Annotated in this window: 11 protein-coding genes; 6 read left to right on the top strand and 5 right to left on the bottom strand. The window is 59.0% G+C overall.

Annotated elements, in window-relative coordinates; all coding sequences use genetic code 11:
• Positions 1 to 19: 19 nt before the first annotated feature.
• From ASF84_RS30220 to ASF84_RS13780, 4 genes are all read right to left on the bottom strand, one after another.
• A complete protein-coding gene (locus ASF84_RS30220) occupies positions 20 to 148 on the bottom strand; it encodes an imm11 family protein (protein ID WP_442963048.1) in 129 nt (42 codons plus the stop codon).
• The gene (locus ASF84_RS29725; protein ID WP_442963049.1) at positions 141 to 467 is read right to left on the bottom strand and encodes an imm11 family protein; all 327 of its coding nucleotides are present in this window, start codon (positions 465 to 467) and stop codon (positions 141 to 143) included. Before ASF84_RS29725 ends, ASF84_RS30220 begins: the two co-directional genes overlap by 8 nt.
• Positions 468 to 550: 83 nt before the next feature.
• Positions 551 to 2170, bottom strand: coding sequence for an ATP-binding response regulator (locus tag ASF84_RS13775; protein ID WP_082481574.1), 1620 nt, complete (start codon positions 2168 to 2170; stop codon positions 551 to 553).
• 141 nt (positions 2171 to 2311) lie between these two features.
• Positions 2312 to 2935 carry a response regulator gene (locus tag ASF84_RS13780; RefSeq protein WP_056839253.1) on the bottom strand — a complete coding sequence of 208 codons (624 nt, stop codon included), beginning with the start codon at positions 2933 to 2935 and terminating at the stop codon, positions 2312 to 2314.
• A 270-nt stretch (positions 2936 to 3205) separates the two neighbouring features.
• Here ASF84_RS13780 and ASF84_RS13785 point away from each other — a divergent pair, with 270 nt between their 5' ends.
• Both ASF84_RS13785 and ASF84_RS13790 read left to right on the top strand, forming a co-directional pair.
• Complete coding sequence (locus tag ASF84_RS13785) at positions 3206 to 3877, top strand: hypothetical protein (RefSeq protein WP_056839255.1); 672 nt, start codon at positions 3206 to 3208, stop codon at positions 3875 to 3877.
• Positions 3871 to 4263 (top strand): hypothetical protein, encoded by a 393-nt coding sequence (locus ASF84_RS13790; protein WP_056839257.1) that lies wholly within the window; start codon positions 3871 to 3873, stop codon positions 4261 to 4263. The genes ASF84_RS13785 and ASF84_RS13790 overlap by 7 nt, the downstream gene beginning before the upstream one ends.
• A 65-nt stretch (positions 4264 to 4328) precedes the next feature.
• Here the strand turns inward: ASF84_RS13790 and ASF84_RS13795 are convergent, their stop codons facing one another.
• Positions 4329 to 5465 carry a hypothetical protein gene (locus ASF84_RS13795; protein WP_236709424.1) on the bottom strand — a complete coding sequence of 379 codons (1137 nt, stop codon included), beginning with the start codon at positions 5463 to 5465 and terminating at the stop codon, positions 4329 to 4331.
• 332 nt (positions 5466 to 5797) lie between these two features.
• Between ASF84_RS13795 and ASF84_RS13800 the strand changes: the two genes are divergently transcribed.
• The 4 genes from ASF84_RS13800 to ASF84_RS13815 are packed head-to-tail and all read left to right on the top strand — an operon-like array spanning position 5798 to position 13597.
• Positions 5798 to 6580 carry a YfaP family protein gene (locus tag ASF84_RS13800; RefSeq protein WP_056840140.1) on the top strand — a complete coding sequence of 261 codons (783 nt, stop codon included), beginning with the start codon at positions 5798 to 5800 and terminating at the stop codon, positions 6578 to 6580.
• A 35-nt stretch (positions 6581 to 6615) separates the two neighbouring features.
• Complete coding sequence (locus ASF84_RS13805) at positions 6616 to 8391, top strand: DUF2138 domain-containing protein (RefSeq protein WP_056839261.1); 1776 nt, start codon at positions 6616 to 6618, stop codon at positions 8389 to 8391.
• Between the two features lie 23 nt (positions 8392 to 8414).
• Positions 8415 to 9026 (top strand): DUF1175 domain-containing protein, encoded by a 612-nt coding sequence (locus tag ASF84_RS13810; protein ID WP_421957948.1) that lies wholly within the window; start codon positions 8415 to 8417, stop codon positions 9024 to 9026.
• Complete coding sequence (locus ASF84_RS13815; RefSeq protein ID WP_082481576.1) at positions 9023 to 13597, top strand: alpha-2-macroglobulin family protein; 4575 nt, start codon at positions 9023 to 9025, stop codon at positions 13595 to 13597. Before ASF84_RS13810 ends, ASF84_RS13815 begins: the two co-directional genes overlap by 4 nt.
• The last annotated feature ends 1 nt before the right edge of the window (position 13598 follow it).

The following is a 13598-nucleotide window of genomic DNA, read 5'->3' on the forward strand; positions in this document are numbered from 1 at the left end:
CAAACGGCGTCGATGGGCATTACAACCCGGCAGTGTCGCGCAGTGATACACCGTTCAGATTCGCAGCGTTCAAGGCGTCAAACATCACTCGATCACAAATCGGTTGGGTTCCGAGCCGAGGCTGCCGGAAGACGTGCGCGTTACCCACAACCGCCGGTTTGAAGATCAGACTGGCGCCCCCCTGAAACGCTGTAAAACCTGAGGTCTTCCCCGGCGTCGTGATCCCGTTCGTACTTGATCCTGACGCGCGAGGCCTCTTCATCAAGCGCGTCCAGAACGCGCACTACATTACACAGGTAGTAGGGCGGGCCGGCAGAACCGTCGGCTTGCGTAAACGCACAGGCCGTAAACGCAAACGCCTCGGGATCGACAGATTCAAAGACCTGCTTCAGGGCGTTTGAAACTATCATGGCAGCCTCAAGGTCAGGTGCGGTGTCATGTGTTGTTGACCGGGACGGACCTAACATAAATCAATAGCGGCTATTTGAAATAGCACACCTGTACTATTGCGCACACCGTGTCAGGTTCACCTTATTCATCGGTGGACGTGCTATCCGCTCAATAACGGCGTCGCATAGCCCGGGTCCTGCACCTGGCTCATTTTAAAACTCAGCAGCAATGATCGAAGTTCAGCAGGTCGCACGGGCTTGGACAGAATGGGTATATCCGGGTCATCAAGTGATTGCTTTACATGCTGTAATTCATGGCCGGTAATGACAATGGCGGGTATGCGACGGCCGTGCAGTTCGCGCAGATAAGCAAGGCTGTCGGCACCGGTCGCGGTCCGGTCAAGGTCAAAGTCGGTGACGACAAGGTCGCAGTCCACGCGGGTCTGGGGGATGGCTGAGGCGGTGTGTACATCACACCCCCACTTTCGCAGCAACATCGCGGTCGCCTGCAGCACGTTGTGGTTATCTTCGATCAGCAAGACCCGCAAGCCACCGAGCAGGCGTTTGTTCCAGTCGATATCAGGCACGGGCGCTACGGCGTGGGCAGGTACGATGGGCAAGCCGCTGATGATCACGGACGTGCCGTGGTCCGGGCGTGACTTGATGTCGAGCTGAAGTTTCAATAACCGGGCAATACGGCTGACAATGCTCAACCCCAGGCCGACACCCTCGATGTCTTGATCGCGCTTTTCCCGTACCCGATAAAACTCACTGCACACATGCGGTAGATGTTCGGCCGCGATGCCGCGACCCAGGTCGTAAACGCCAATGCTCAGTTTGCCTTTATGCTGGCGACAGCCAATCAGGACCGGTTTGTCGGGCGCATATTTGAAGGCGTTTGAAAGCAGGTTCTGCACCAGGGTACGCAATAAGGCAGCGTCGCATCGTACATGTTGGCGGCACGGCCGCAGCCGGACTTCAACACCGGCCCAGTTGGCAGCTTCACTGTTCTGACTGACAAGGTTGCCCAGTAACGCATCGACATCGATACTTTCCAGGTGCGGCTTCATATCGCTCTGGTTAAGGGTGTAGATATCCAGCAGCGAGCGGAACAGTTGCTCAACAGCGCTCAAGGCCCGGTCGATGTTGTCGACCAGGCGCCGCTCATCAGTGCCCAGGTGCCCGTCACGCAGGCAGGCGGTGAACAAACTGATGGAGTGAATCGGCTGACGCAGGTCATGACTGGCCTGGGCCAGAAAGCGTGACTTCGCCTCGTTCGCAGTCTGGGTTTCCTCCAGTGCGATATGCAGACGCGAGAGCAGGAAATAAACGAATAACGGCAGCACCAGCATCGTCAGGATCATCATCACGGCCACGGCCGGGTGCTCCTGCAGAAAGGGGGTGAACTGGATGATCAGCGCCAGTGATACCAGGGCAAGACCTGTGGCCAGCAACAGGTAGGTACGCCCATAGCGCATGCCGTAGCCAACGGTCATGCTCAACATGACCGAATAGACGGGCAGCATCGCCTCGCCCCCGACGGTAATGGTGACAATGCCGGCCAGATTATCGACCACCAGCGCAAACATTCGGCGCGGCGTGGATTTTCCAGGCCGTTGAGCGATCAGCACGATCAAGCCGGTATTGACGGCACCGAAGGCCAGGCAATAAGCCAGAATCACCCACATCTTCGTGGCTGACATGTCCTGCAAGGCATAGGCGATCAGGGTGTACAGGGAGGAGGTCACAATGACCGCCATCCGCAGCAGCGCCTGGATCATCTCCAGGTCTTTGTACTTGGAAAGTATCGACATCATGGCTATCGCGGTCCGTGCTCCGGGGGCGGGCGAAAATCAATGCAGGCTTTACCAGACGGTGGCTGCGATAAAAAGCGCCTGATCCGGTATGAAATGAGCGCAGGCTTACTTGATCGCCAGGCTGGAAAACTGGGCGGCCGCCGCAGAGCGGGTGGAAACGCCCAGTACCTTGAGCAGGCTCGATACATGGATGCGAACGGTAAAGGGTGATACGCCCAGTTCCTTGGCAATTTCCTTGTTGGTTTTTCCAGAGGCCACCAGGCTCAATACCTGTTTCTGGCGAGACGTCAGATGACTGAGAATTTTCGAGTCTGCATCATTCATGATCGAGCCGCCGGGCTTGTACTTGACGATGATTTCACCTTCGCGAATGGCGAGGATGGACTCGGCGATCTCCTGAGGGTCAATGTTTTTACCAATGAAGCCGTCTGCGCCATGAGACATGACCAGGGAGATGGTGTCCAGATCATCGACCATCGACACCACGATAATTGACGTGCGTTTGAACTCGGCACGCAATTGGGAAATGCTTTGCATCGAACTTAAGCCGGGGAAGTGCAGGTCAAGAAAGAGCGTATCAACTTCAGGGCCGGATCGGGCCAGTGTCAGCACTTCATCCAGGCTGCTGGCTTGTTCGATAACCGCCTCAGGCAAGAGGCGCTCGAGGGTGCGGAACATACCTTCACGAAACAGCGGGTGGTCGTCAGCCACGATAATTCTGCACGACATTCGTCTGTCTCCGTAAATGGGTGGTCTCCTACCGGCCCTGATGCCACCTGTCTGAAAAACGCTACGCACTCAGACTTCAAACCGACCGACAAGTTGCACTAAGGTAGAAAATATTTTCCCGATATCAATGGCATGCCCAGGCCATGCTTCTCGTGCGTCTTATTGCCTCATTCACTAGCACATGTGTGCTATGGAGCGTTCGCATCAATTCAAATACTGTTTCCTGAATGAACATCCTCTAACTTGCCGCGCTTCGTCAGGATTCAATCAATGACTGTGAACACGCTAAAACCCCTGGCGCCTTTCGCCCTGTTGGTGCTGCTCTGCGCCTGCGCAGGCCCACCGCCAACACCGCCGAACACTGCGCCCTACACCCCGACGCAGTGTGGCGCGATCAAGACCGATGCCATGGTGTTTCTGACCAAGGCCTGCGACAGCCAACTGCAGTCGGGAGGCGAGCCGGTCACCTGTGGTCCTTTGCGTGACGAGATTGCCAAAGTGATCACCCAGGTGCGGCAGGAACCGGCTCGCATCATGGCCGCACAGCGTGGCAACGATTGCCCCGAGCCGGTGATGGCAAAGATCAGTGCCGACATGGACAACGCCATGCAAACATTGAACAGGTACCAGGCCGCGCAACTCGATGAGTTGATTCCCAAACAGTGCGCGCGCATTGACTTCAGAACGCTTGATGCACTCAGCCAGCAGTGTGAACAGCAATTGGGCGAGCCGGGCAAGTCAAGTACAAAGACGGCGTGCATCAGCCTGGCTAAAGAATTCGACAGGATGGCGCCTGTGCTTGACAAAGCCGATGCACAAAACAGGCAGGATCCGCAGGCGTGCAGTCACTCGGCCAAGATGATAAACGCCCATGTCGGCAAGGCGTTGAAGCCGGTGCAGGAGTACCACACGCGCAAGTTTGATGAGAATCCGACATGGTGATCAATACGCTCAAGTCTTTGTTGCTCGCCAGCCTCACGTTGCTCGGTGCCTGCGCCTCGGTGCCAGAACTGATGGCTCGCTCGGCCTGGGAAGGCCGCAATGTCAATGAAGCCTACCAGCAGTGGGGCGGGGCCCAACAGATGAGCCAGAATGCAGACGGCGTCTTTGTCCTGGTCTGGTTCAAATCCCATTGGAAAACGGACACGGTGTACCAGGGCAGCAGTGAAAACGTCAGCGCTGGTGTGCGCAACATTACCAACTACTACGCCGACGAGACGAGAAACGTGGAGTGCAGGATCACCCTTTATGTCGGACCGAATCAGATTATTCGCAAGGCGGACTCCGAAGGCGGGTGTGGGCCACACATGACGCCGCCCGGGAAATGACCAACAGCCAGGCGACAGGCAGCACCGCCACGAGATGCGCACGTGGCGGCGCGACGCAGGCCGGCTTACTCGACTTTCAGTACATACGTGGGTCCCCAGGTTGAATCACCCCGGGCTTCTCGGGCCTTGATCTGAAGGGGGCGGTAAGTCAGGCCTTTGAGGGTCTGCGCCAGTTTGGGTAAGCCCCAGTCCGCGGGATTGTCGGCCTGCCTGACGCCTTCAAGCTCTCCAGGCAGTTGCACCAGCGAGAGTTGTTGAAGCTCGCAACGCATCTGTTGCTGATCCGCCTGCTTGCAGCTGTTCTGCTTGAAGGTGGCGGCAGGAGGTTCTGCAAAGAAACCATCAATCAGAATGACCTCGCCAGCGGCTATGTCGAAGGCGGCAAACGCCTTGTCCAGCGTGACATCCACCGCACGGGCTTCGCGGGTTTGTTGTTCGATGCTCGGCGTCCAGCCCCCTGCAGAGGTCTGTTGCTTGACGTCGTAGGATGAGGTCCCCCAACTGGTGCATTCGTTGTTGACGACACGCCTGGAGGTGCAGTAATCCTCCTGGACCGTCGCATTCCTGTAGCTGGGGTCTTCCCATTTCTGGCCGCGCTTGAACTCATCGATGGTGAATGACTTGAGCATTGCATGACCAAGCGGCGAGGAGCTGAGGGTGCGTGCACCGGGCGTTTCGAAACCCGGCGTGCGTGGCAGGTTGTAGCTCACGCCGCTGATTGAGTAATGGCCGGGGTCGACCAGATAAATCATGTACATCGTGCGCCCGAAAACCACCTGGAAGTAAGCATGCGTCGGGTCGTCCTCATCACCGCGGTTCTTGGTGTCGTAGCCCACCTTGATCATTGAAGAGGGCCGCGAAGTGTTCGTCCACTCTGTGGTTCCTGAACGCAACCTCAGGAAATCGGCGATTGAGTCATTGTTATTGAAGTCGGTGTGCAAGCTGTCAAGGCTCGCAGTGGGCACGACCAGGATCGCTTTGCCTGCACGCTTGAATTGCGCCAGCATTTCATCTTGTTCATTATTGCGGGCAAACCTCGACGCGGCGGGCGTAGCACTTTGTGCAGCAACCCCCTGCGCGTTGCCGTACGGCGAGGCGGCAGAATAAGGGGAGGGCGTCATCGGTATGCAGCCGCTCAAAACGACACCCAATACAGCGGTCACAGTCCCCGGTGCCCGAATAAACGTTTCATTGAAGATCATGATGCTGCACCTGTTCAGTCGTATGTCGCGCTCGTGCTTCGTGCGTGGAGACTAATGGCAGCCCGGTCACGCGCAAATAGTACACGTGTGCTATTGATAGACACGGGTCTGCTGGCTCACCCTGCTCACAAGAACAGCGCACGAAGGGGTCAGGCCTTGATGTGCCACACCTTGCAAGGGCAGGTCGATGCACGCACTACCATTACAGAGGCGAAAGCGGCGCGCCGGACTTACCCGGCAAGGGCTTGGCGTTTGATTCGCATAAATTACAGGGTGCCTTCATGCGCGTGACCAATGACAAGGTGTTTGGAAGTGCACGCGTGCGTTGCCTGATGGCGCTGGCGATCACGTTTTTTGCGATTACGACGGCGTCGGCCGAGCCATCGTCAGCGCTTTCGGAGCCGGTGGGCGGCTGGCGTTACAACGGTCTTCTGGATACCAGTGAAGCCCCGCGCGTCGCTTATCCTACACCGCCCATCGACCGAGGCGCGCAGCGCAGTCGCACAATGATCGAGGGCCAGATAAAGGCCCTTGGCAAACAGCGCGGCCCCAATGTCCTGGCCGTCAACGGCAACCCGTTGAACCTTTACACCGATGAACAGGGGCGCTTTGCCCGGCCATACGCCTTCGGTGCGGGCTCCAACAGCGTCGAGGTGCGTAGCGCCGAAGGCAAATCCCTCAAGCGTGTGCAGTTTTACGAAGCCAACAACCAGCGTACGCCCGCGCGAATTCGTGTGGTGCTGGGGTGGGATGATCCGAACGCCGAACTCGACTTGCACATCGTGACACCTGACGGTCAGCACGCGTTCTTCGGCCACCCGGAGTTGACCAACGGCGGCGGTCTGGACCTCGACAGCGTTGATGGACCCGGCCCTGAAATGTTCACCATGACGGCGCCGCTGCAGGGCACCTACCTGATTTACGTGAACTACTGGGGTAATTTCAGCAGCGCCGGCGGTTACAACTTCGATGAAACCAGCAACGAAAAAGAAATGATTACCTCGCAGATCAACCTGGTGCTCAACGAAAACACCGTCAATGAAAAGCGCGAGACATTCATTGTGCCCTTGCGCGGTATCGGTGACCTGCTCTTGGTCAAGACATTCAACTATTGATCATCCCCTCCCACGGATGAATTGGGTTTGTGAACATGAGCGATACCTCGACTTCAGTGATTGACGAGTCAACCGGCACGCCTGCCCTGAAAACTTCCCGGCGCTGGCCGTTGCTGTTGGGCGGGCTTTGTGTCGCCGCCGGTGTTGCCGGTGCAATGGGTTGGTTCATGCACAATCCCAAGGCGCCGATGGCCGAGATTGCCAGCGATAAACTGCGCTTGAGCCGCCCGGATGGCTTGCTTGAAACCGTCTCCCTGAGCCAGTTGCCCAAGGATTTGCTGGCGGTGCCGTTCCTGAAGGACACCCTCACCGAAGATTTTGTTTTCTATTATGAAACCCACGTCGACCGCCTCGGGCTGATCGGCAGCCTGCGCAGGATCATCTACGAATATGACCTGACCTTGCAGGACACCTTGATTGAGCAACTCCTTGACCAGCCGGCGGACATCGCCCTGTGGCGGGGCAAGGACGGGCGCCTCAAAGACTTCCTGATGGTGATGGATCGCGGCGGCATGGCCAAGATGCTGGAGCCATTGCTCAAAGTGCTCTACGACCCGCAATTGAGTCAGATCGGTGTGGTGAAGATCGGCTCGGACGAGGTGCCGCTTTATCTGCTCAATTACAACGCCAGCAAGTCGCTGGCATTCGCCTCCTATGGCGACAAGCTGGTGGTGGTGTCGAACCCGAACAAGCTCGCCGGTCGCGATTCGTCCACTTATGAACGCGAGCCCTCCAGCCTGAGCCAGCCTTTGGGCGCAGAAATCGGCAGATCCGTCCCGGAGTCAGGCAGTATTTCGCCTGAAGCGCTCGCCGCATTGCTCAGTGGCGAAAAACTGTTCAACGAGGCGTTCGGGCTGCCGCCACGCGCACCGCAGGTCAAGCAACGGTTGTCGGTCAACACCAGTGTTCTGGCCATGGGGTATCAGCGCTTCATTCCGAACTTTGCCGGGCTGCGTTTCGAAATGGACGAAAAGGGCTGGCACAGCTTTCTGGCGCTGAACGAAACCGAAAATCAACCCGACCTTGATTTCAAGCCCATCTGGCAGGCGATGCCGATGGGGGCCAGTGCCTGTGTGGCCTTGCCCCTGGCGGTGGCGCAGCAAAAGCCCTTGCTGGTGAAGCTGGGGGCGCAAGAGCCGGTTGCGCAGGCGCTCACTGCGCATGTCTCTGATGCTGCCGGTCTTTGCTGGTACGCCGAGTCACGGTTGTACACACCGTTGCTGGTTGCCCACCTGACCGACAAGAACAGCGCCAGCCTCGATGACGATCTGGGCACGCTGTTTGGGGCCATGGTCGGCGCCCGCGAAGCCAGGACCGAGGGGCATCTGTTCCCGGTGGTCGATAAGCAAGAGGGCGATACCCATCAATGGCAGCGACAAGTCAGCACCCGCTTTGGCCCGTATCTGGCCAGTGAAGCGCAAAATCCTGACGCGGTCAGCGGCAAGGCTTTCATGAAGGTCAGCCTGGCGCGTCATGGTTCGACCCTGTTGTTCTCCCTTGATGACCGACTCGTGGACAAAGCGATCGGCACCCTCGACAAACGCTTCCCGCCGCTGGCTGATGTGTTGCCAGGCGATCAACTGGTCCCGATCTATTTCAACCCTGGCGCCATTGCGCAATTGCTGCAGCAGGAAACCCTGGGCAGTCTGCCCAAGGACATGGAGCCGGTTTTCTACAATGCCGCACAGACTCATCTGATCCCCAAGCTGCAGAAACTCGGTGGCTACGGCAAGTACGCGCTGACGCTGCCGCAAGGCACTGAACCCGATGGCTACTGGCAGTGGCTGCCACTGGAGTGGAAGCCGCTGTGAGGGCTCTGAGCCGAGGCCTCGTTCTGCTGGCGATACTGTTCGGCAATAGCGCGTTTGCCGGTGACGTACCTGCGCTCGACGCCCAGCAATCCCAGGTGTTTCGTGCCTGGTTTGTACGCATTGCCCAAGAGCAACTGACCCAAGGCCCCAGCCCGCGCTGGTACCAGCAGGATTGCGCCGGCCTGGTGCGCTTTGCCAGCAACGAGGCGCTGAAGGTGCATGACGATAAGTGGCTGCGCAGCAATGGCTTGTCCAACCGCTACCTGCCGCCCGAGATGCAACTGAGTGACGCGCAGAGAGGGCTCGCGCAGCAGTGGCAGCAAGGCGATGGAAACACCGGACCGTATGTGAACGCGATCAAGCTGATTCAATTCAACAGTCACCTGGTAGGGCGCGACCTGGCCCAGGCCCGGCCCGGTGACCTGATGTTTTTCGACCAGGGCGACGACCAGCACCTGATGATCTGGATGGGCCGTTACATCGCCTATCACACCGGCACCACGACCCCCACTGATAACGGCATGCGCTCGGCAAGCCTGCAGCAACTCATGACATGGAAGGACACCCGATGGATACCCGACGCTGCCAACCCGAATTTTATCGGTGTCTATCGACTCAACTTTCTCTCCCAATGATCGGTGCCCGCATGCTGCGTATTTGCTCTCTGATTTCATTGTCGCTGGCGCTTCTGGTGCCTGCTACGTGCGTCAACGCCGATGACAGCGTCCCGTCAAGCGGCTACAGCGCAGTGCCGGGAGAAAGCTTTTTCCTGCTGGCGGACAGCAGCTTTTCCAGTGATGAACAGGCCAAGGTGCGCCTTGAGGCGCCGGGCCGCGACTATCGACGGTTCCGCATGCAGCCGTATGGCGGCGCGGACATCCGCGTGTATCGCATTGACAAGCCCATGGAGTTCCTCAAGCGCCAGAAAAACCTGCACCGCGTGGTCAGTGAGGGGCAGTTCAAGGGCGAAGGGCTGTCCAACACCCTCGCGTATCTGTGGGACAGCTGGTATCGCCAGTCCCGACGCGTCATGCAGCGGGCGTTTTCCTATGAGTCGCGCAAGCAGGTCACAGAGGAAGTGCCTGAACTGAAGATGGGTAAAGCGATGTCTGCGCCGACCCCTTACGAGGCGCAAGCGCAGTTTGCGTTGATTCCTGGCTTGCCGGTGGTCAGTCAGTTCCGTTACCCGATCTGGGATGCAAAACCGATCCAGCCACCGGCCGGCGTTGACCTGGACGGCTCGTCCAGCGAGTTCATCAATGTAGTGCCCGGTAACGTTTACATCCCGCTGGGCAAGTTGAAGCCGGGGCTGTACCTGGTCGAAGCGCTGGTGGGCAAGTACCGCGCCACGACCATGGTGTTCGTTTCCAATACCGTTGCAGTGAGCAAGGTGGCCGGTGATGAGCTTCTGGTGTGGGCCGCCCGCAAAAACGAAGGCCGCCCGGCCGGGAAGGTCAACGTGCTCTGGACCGATGGCCTGGGCGTCATGAGCAGCGGCGCGACCGACGCGCAGGGTTTGCTCAGGCTCAACCACGTGAGCCCCGAGCGCTCATTCTTGATCGGTGAAGACGACGAGGGCGGTGTTTTTATCGCGGAAAACTTCTATTACGACAGCGAGATCTACGACACCAAGCTGTTCGCGTTCACTGACCGGCCGCTTTACCGCCCAGGCGACTGGGTGTCGCTGAAGATCGTCGGGCGGGAATTCAAAAATGCCCGTGATTCCGTTGCCCCAGCGGCTGCCGATGTCGAGGTGACTATCCTCGATGCCACCGGTACGGCGTTGCAATCGCTGGTGCTGAAGCTTGATTCGCAGGCGGGCGCCCAAGGCCGTTTTCAACTTCCGGACAATGCCGTTGCCGGTGGCTACGAAATGCGTTTCAGCTACAAGGGCCAGGCCTATAGCAGTGCGTTTCGCGTGGCGGAGTACATCAAGCCGCACTTTGAGATTTCGCTGAACCTGGCCAGACAGGACTACAGCATCAACGAGCCGGTAACGGGCAACCTGACCTTGCTCTATCCGGACGGCAAGCCGGTCGCGAATGCAAAGCTGACCCTGAGCTTGCGTGCTCAGCAACTGTCGACCGTCGATAACGAGCTGCAATACCTCGGGCAGTTTCCGGTGGAATTGAAGAGCACCGAACTCACCACGGATGCCAAGGGTAACGCCACGCTCGACCTGCCGCCGGCGGTCAGGCCCAGTCGCTACATGCTCACCGTGTTTGCCAGCGACGGTGCTGCCTACCGGGTCAGGACCACCAAAGAAATACTGATTGACCGTGGCGCCGCCAGCTACCGCATTACCGCGGCGCAACGGTTTAGTGCAGTCGGCGAAAAGGTTGACTTCAGCTATAGCCATGAAGGTGGCAGCGAACAAACCCGGTCCGTCACACCCGCCAGCTATAAATGGGTGCGGCTGGAGGACCAGACCAGCGGCGGCGACAAGCTTGTGGCGGCGAGTCCGCGTTTCAGCGTGAGCTTTGATCGTCCCGGCACTTACAACCTGACCCTGATGGATGAAAACGGGCGCTTGCTGGGCGCCACGGGACATTCAGTCAGCGGCGACGGCATCAAGGCAGTGGCCGGCACCGTAGAGATCGTGTTCGACAAGCCAGAGTACAAGGTCGGCGACGAAGCGTCGGCGCTGATCACCTTCCCTGAACCTGTCGGCGATGCCTTGCTGTCTCTGGAGCGGGACAAGGTCGAAGCCACGGCGTTGCTGTCCCAGGGCGGCGACTGGTTGAAGCTGGAAAAGCTCAACGACACCCAGTACCGCGTGCGCCTTGGCGTGAAAGAACACTTTGCACCGAACCTGACCTTTTCGGTTCTGTACACCAAAGGGGGTCAGTACAGCTTCCAGAATGCCGGGATCAAGGTGGTGACACCGCAGATCGACGTGACCATCACGACCGACAAAGACACTTATCGGCCCGGTGACACCGTGTCGGTCGACCTGACAACCCGGTTCGCCGGCAAGTCGATTCCCGCGCACCTGACGGTCAGCGTGGTCGACGAGATGATCTATGCGCTGCAGCCGGAAATTGCACCGGCCATCGACCAGTTCTTCCACCATCCGCGCCGCAACAATGTGCGCACCAGTGCCAGTTTGTCCTTTATCAGCTACGACGTCGCGTTGCCCGGCAGCCCGACGGCGCCTGGCAAGGCCAACCGCAGTGATCGCGGGGTAAAAGTGCTGGAGCGGCCGCGTCGTGAAGACGTCGACACCGCCGCGTGGGCGCCTGAACTGGTGACCGATGCGAACGGCAAAGTGCGCTTCACCTTCAAAATGCCTGACTCGCTGACGCGCTGGCGCATCACGGCCCGGGCCATCGACCAGGCCGGACAAGTGGGGCAGAAAAAGCAGTTCGTGCGCTCGGAAAAACCGTTGTACCTGAAATGGAGCGGGCCAACCCGCTTCCGTGCCGGTGATAAGCCGGACCTGGGTGTCTTCGCATTCAGCCAGGCCGACCAGGCGGTCAAGGCAGAACTCGTGACCCATTTCGGGGGCGTCGAGCAGCGCCTGCCGGTGACCTTGAACAAAGGCATCAACTACATTGCGTTACCTGCCTTCGCGCTGGCCAGTGGTGAATGGAAGGCCGAGCTGGTGCAGGACGGTAAAATTGCCGATGCATTGGCGGTCAGCCTGACGGCTACCGGGGAGGGCTGGCAGGTTACACAAAGCCAGAGTCTGGACGCGGTCAGTGGCGAGACACCGCTGACCTTGCCAGCCGATGCGACGGCCATTCAACTGCGCCTGGACGACAGCGCACAAGCGTTGTTCCGCTCGGCACTGGATGATCTGCTGAGCGACCCCTATGGCGGTGTCGAGCAGATAGCCAGTCGTTTGCTGCCCCTGGGCATGGCGTATCCGGTGCTGTCATCCGACCCTCAAGTCAGGGACCGGTTGCGCCTGATCATGCAAAACAGTCGCTTGCGCCTGGTGCATCTGGCGGACCCGTCGGCGAGCTTCAACTGGTGGGGCCAGGGCAGTGAGCCGGACGCGTTCCTTACCGCTTATGCCTATTACGCTGACTGGCACGCCAGCAAGGCGCTGGAGTTGTCGTTGCCGCCGGAGCACTGGCAGCGCCTGCTGGACGTTTATGCCAGGCAGGCGGGCCACACGCCGCTGTTGCAGCGCGCACTGATTCTCTCGTTTGCCAGGCACATGCAATTGCCAGTAAACACGTTGCTCAGTGGCTTGATGAGTGACCTGGCAAAGGTCGGCGAGGGCGCTCAGGCCAATGTGATGGACATGCAAGAAGGCAGCATCGTCATGAATGCCCCGGATTCTGCCTTGGGCCTTGCGGCTGCGCGGGTCATGACGGCTTCGCTGGCCAGGCAGAACAAGGTGGTCATGCCTGAGGCGTTCAGCCGTCAGTTGCCGGATGCCCAGCAGCGTCTGGATGTCAGTTCCGAGCCATTCGCTGAAGCCTTGAACCTGTCGCTCAAAGGCTTCGATCAAGAACGTGCGCGTGCGTTGCTGCAACGGTTACTGCCGCAGCAATCAACCCTTGAGCGCGCCTTGGCGCTGAGCTGGTTGCAGCGCAGCATCGAGCAGGCGTCGCCGACTGTCGCGCTGGCGCCGGGTGAAGGCTGGAAGAAGCGCTACGGTGCCAGCGGTGAAATGTACTGGACGTGGGAGGGTGCCGGCCCGGTACCGTCATCGTTGTCATTGGCCGGAGCCCAGGAACGGCCTCTGCGTGCACAGCTCAGCTATCAGACCCGACAACCAGCGGCGCAGCCACTGCCTGTGACCGTCACTCGGCGCCTTTCTCGCCTTGTGCCGGGCACTGAAGCGTTCACCTTCACCCTTGAAGCCGTCAATGGCAAGCCGCTGTCCAGTGACAGCCTCTATCTGGATGAGGTCATCATCACCAGCAAGGCTGCCAAGCCACTGCGCTACGGCATGATCGAGGTGCCATTGCCACCGGGCGCTGATATCGAGCAAACGACCTGGGGTATCAAACTGCAGGGCAAGGCGGGCACGCAAGCGACGGCGCTTGAGAAGGCGCGCTTCGAGCCGGGTCAACTGGGCTATGCCATGGCGGTGGATACGTTGAACGGTGAGCTGCGCATGCGGCATCTGGTGCGCTTCTCGCAAAAAGGCCAGTTCAATCTGCCGCCGGTGCGCTTCACCCAGGTCTACGCACCGCAGTACCAGGCCTTTGAGCAAACACCTGCATTCGGTCAGATCAAGGTCAACTGAC

The organism is Pseudomonas sp. Leaf127, from assembly GCF_001423155.1.
In the GTDB taxonomy this organism is placed as follows: Bacteria; Pseudomonadota; Gammaproteobacteria; order Pseudomonadales; family Pseudomonadaceae; genus Aquipseudomonas; species Aquipseudomonas ovata.

What these genes read in the sequence shown, in the direction of transcription:
- ASF84_RS13775 (WP_082481574.1), bottom strand. Translation starts at nt 2,170, where the DNA reads ATGATCCAGGCGCTGCTGCGGATGGCGGTCATTGTGACCTCCTCCCTG.
- ASF84_RS13795 (WP_236709424.1), bottom strand. Translation starts at nt 5,465, where the DNA reads ATGATCTTCAATGAAACGTTTATTCGGGCACCGGGGACTGTGACCGCT.
- ASF84_RS13780 (WP_056839253.1), bottom strand. Translation starts at nt 2,935, where the DNA reads ATGTCGTGCAGAATTATCGTGGCTGACGACCACCCGCTGTTTCGTGAA.
- ASF84_RS29725 (WP_442963049.1), bottom strand. Translation starts at nt 467, where the DNA reads ATGTTAGGTCCGTCCCGGTCAACAACACATGACACCGCACCTGACCTT.
- ASF84_RS13785 (WP_056839255.1), top strand. Translation starts at nt 3,206, where the DNA reads ATGACTGTGAACACGCTAAAACCCCTGGCGCCTTTCGCCCTGTTGGTG.
- ASF84_RS13805 (WP_056839261.1), top strand. Translation starts at nt 6,616, where the DNA reads ATGAGCGATACCTCGACTTCAGTGATTGACGAGTCAACCGGCACGCCT.
- ASF84_RS13815 (WP_082481576.1), top strand. Translation starts at nt 9,023, where the DNA reads ATGATCGGTGCCCGCATGCTGCGTATTTGCTCTCTGATTTCATTGTCG.
- ASF84_RS13790 (WP_056839257.1), top strand. Translation starts at nt 3,871, where the DNA reads ATGGTGATCAATACGCTCAAGTCTTTGTTGCTCGCCAGCCTCACGTTG.
- ASF84_RS13800 (WP_056840140.1), top strand. Translation starts at nt 5,798, where the DNA reads ATGGCGCTGGCGATCACGTTTTTTGCGATTACGACGGCGTCGGCCGAG.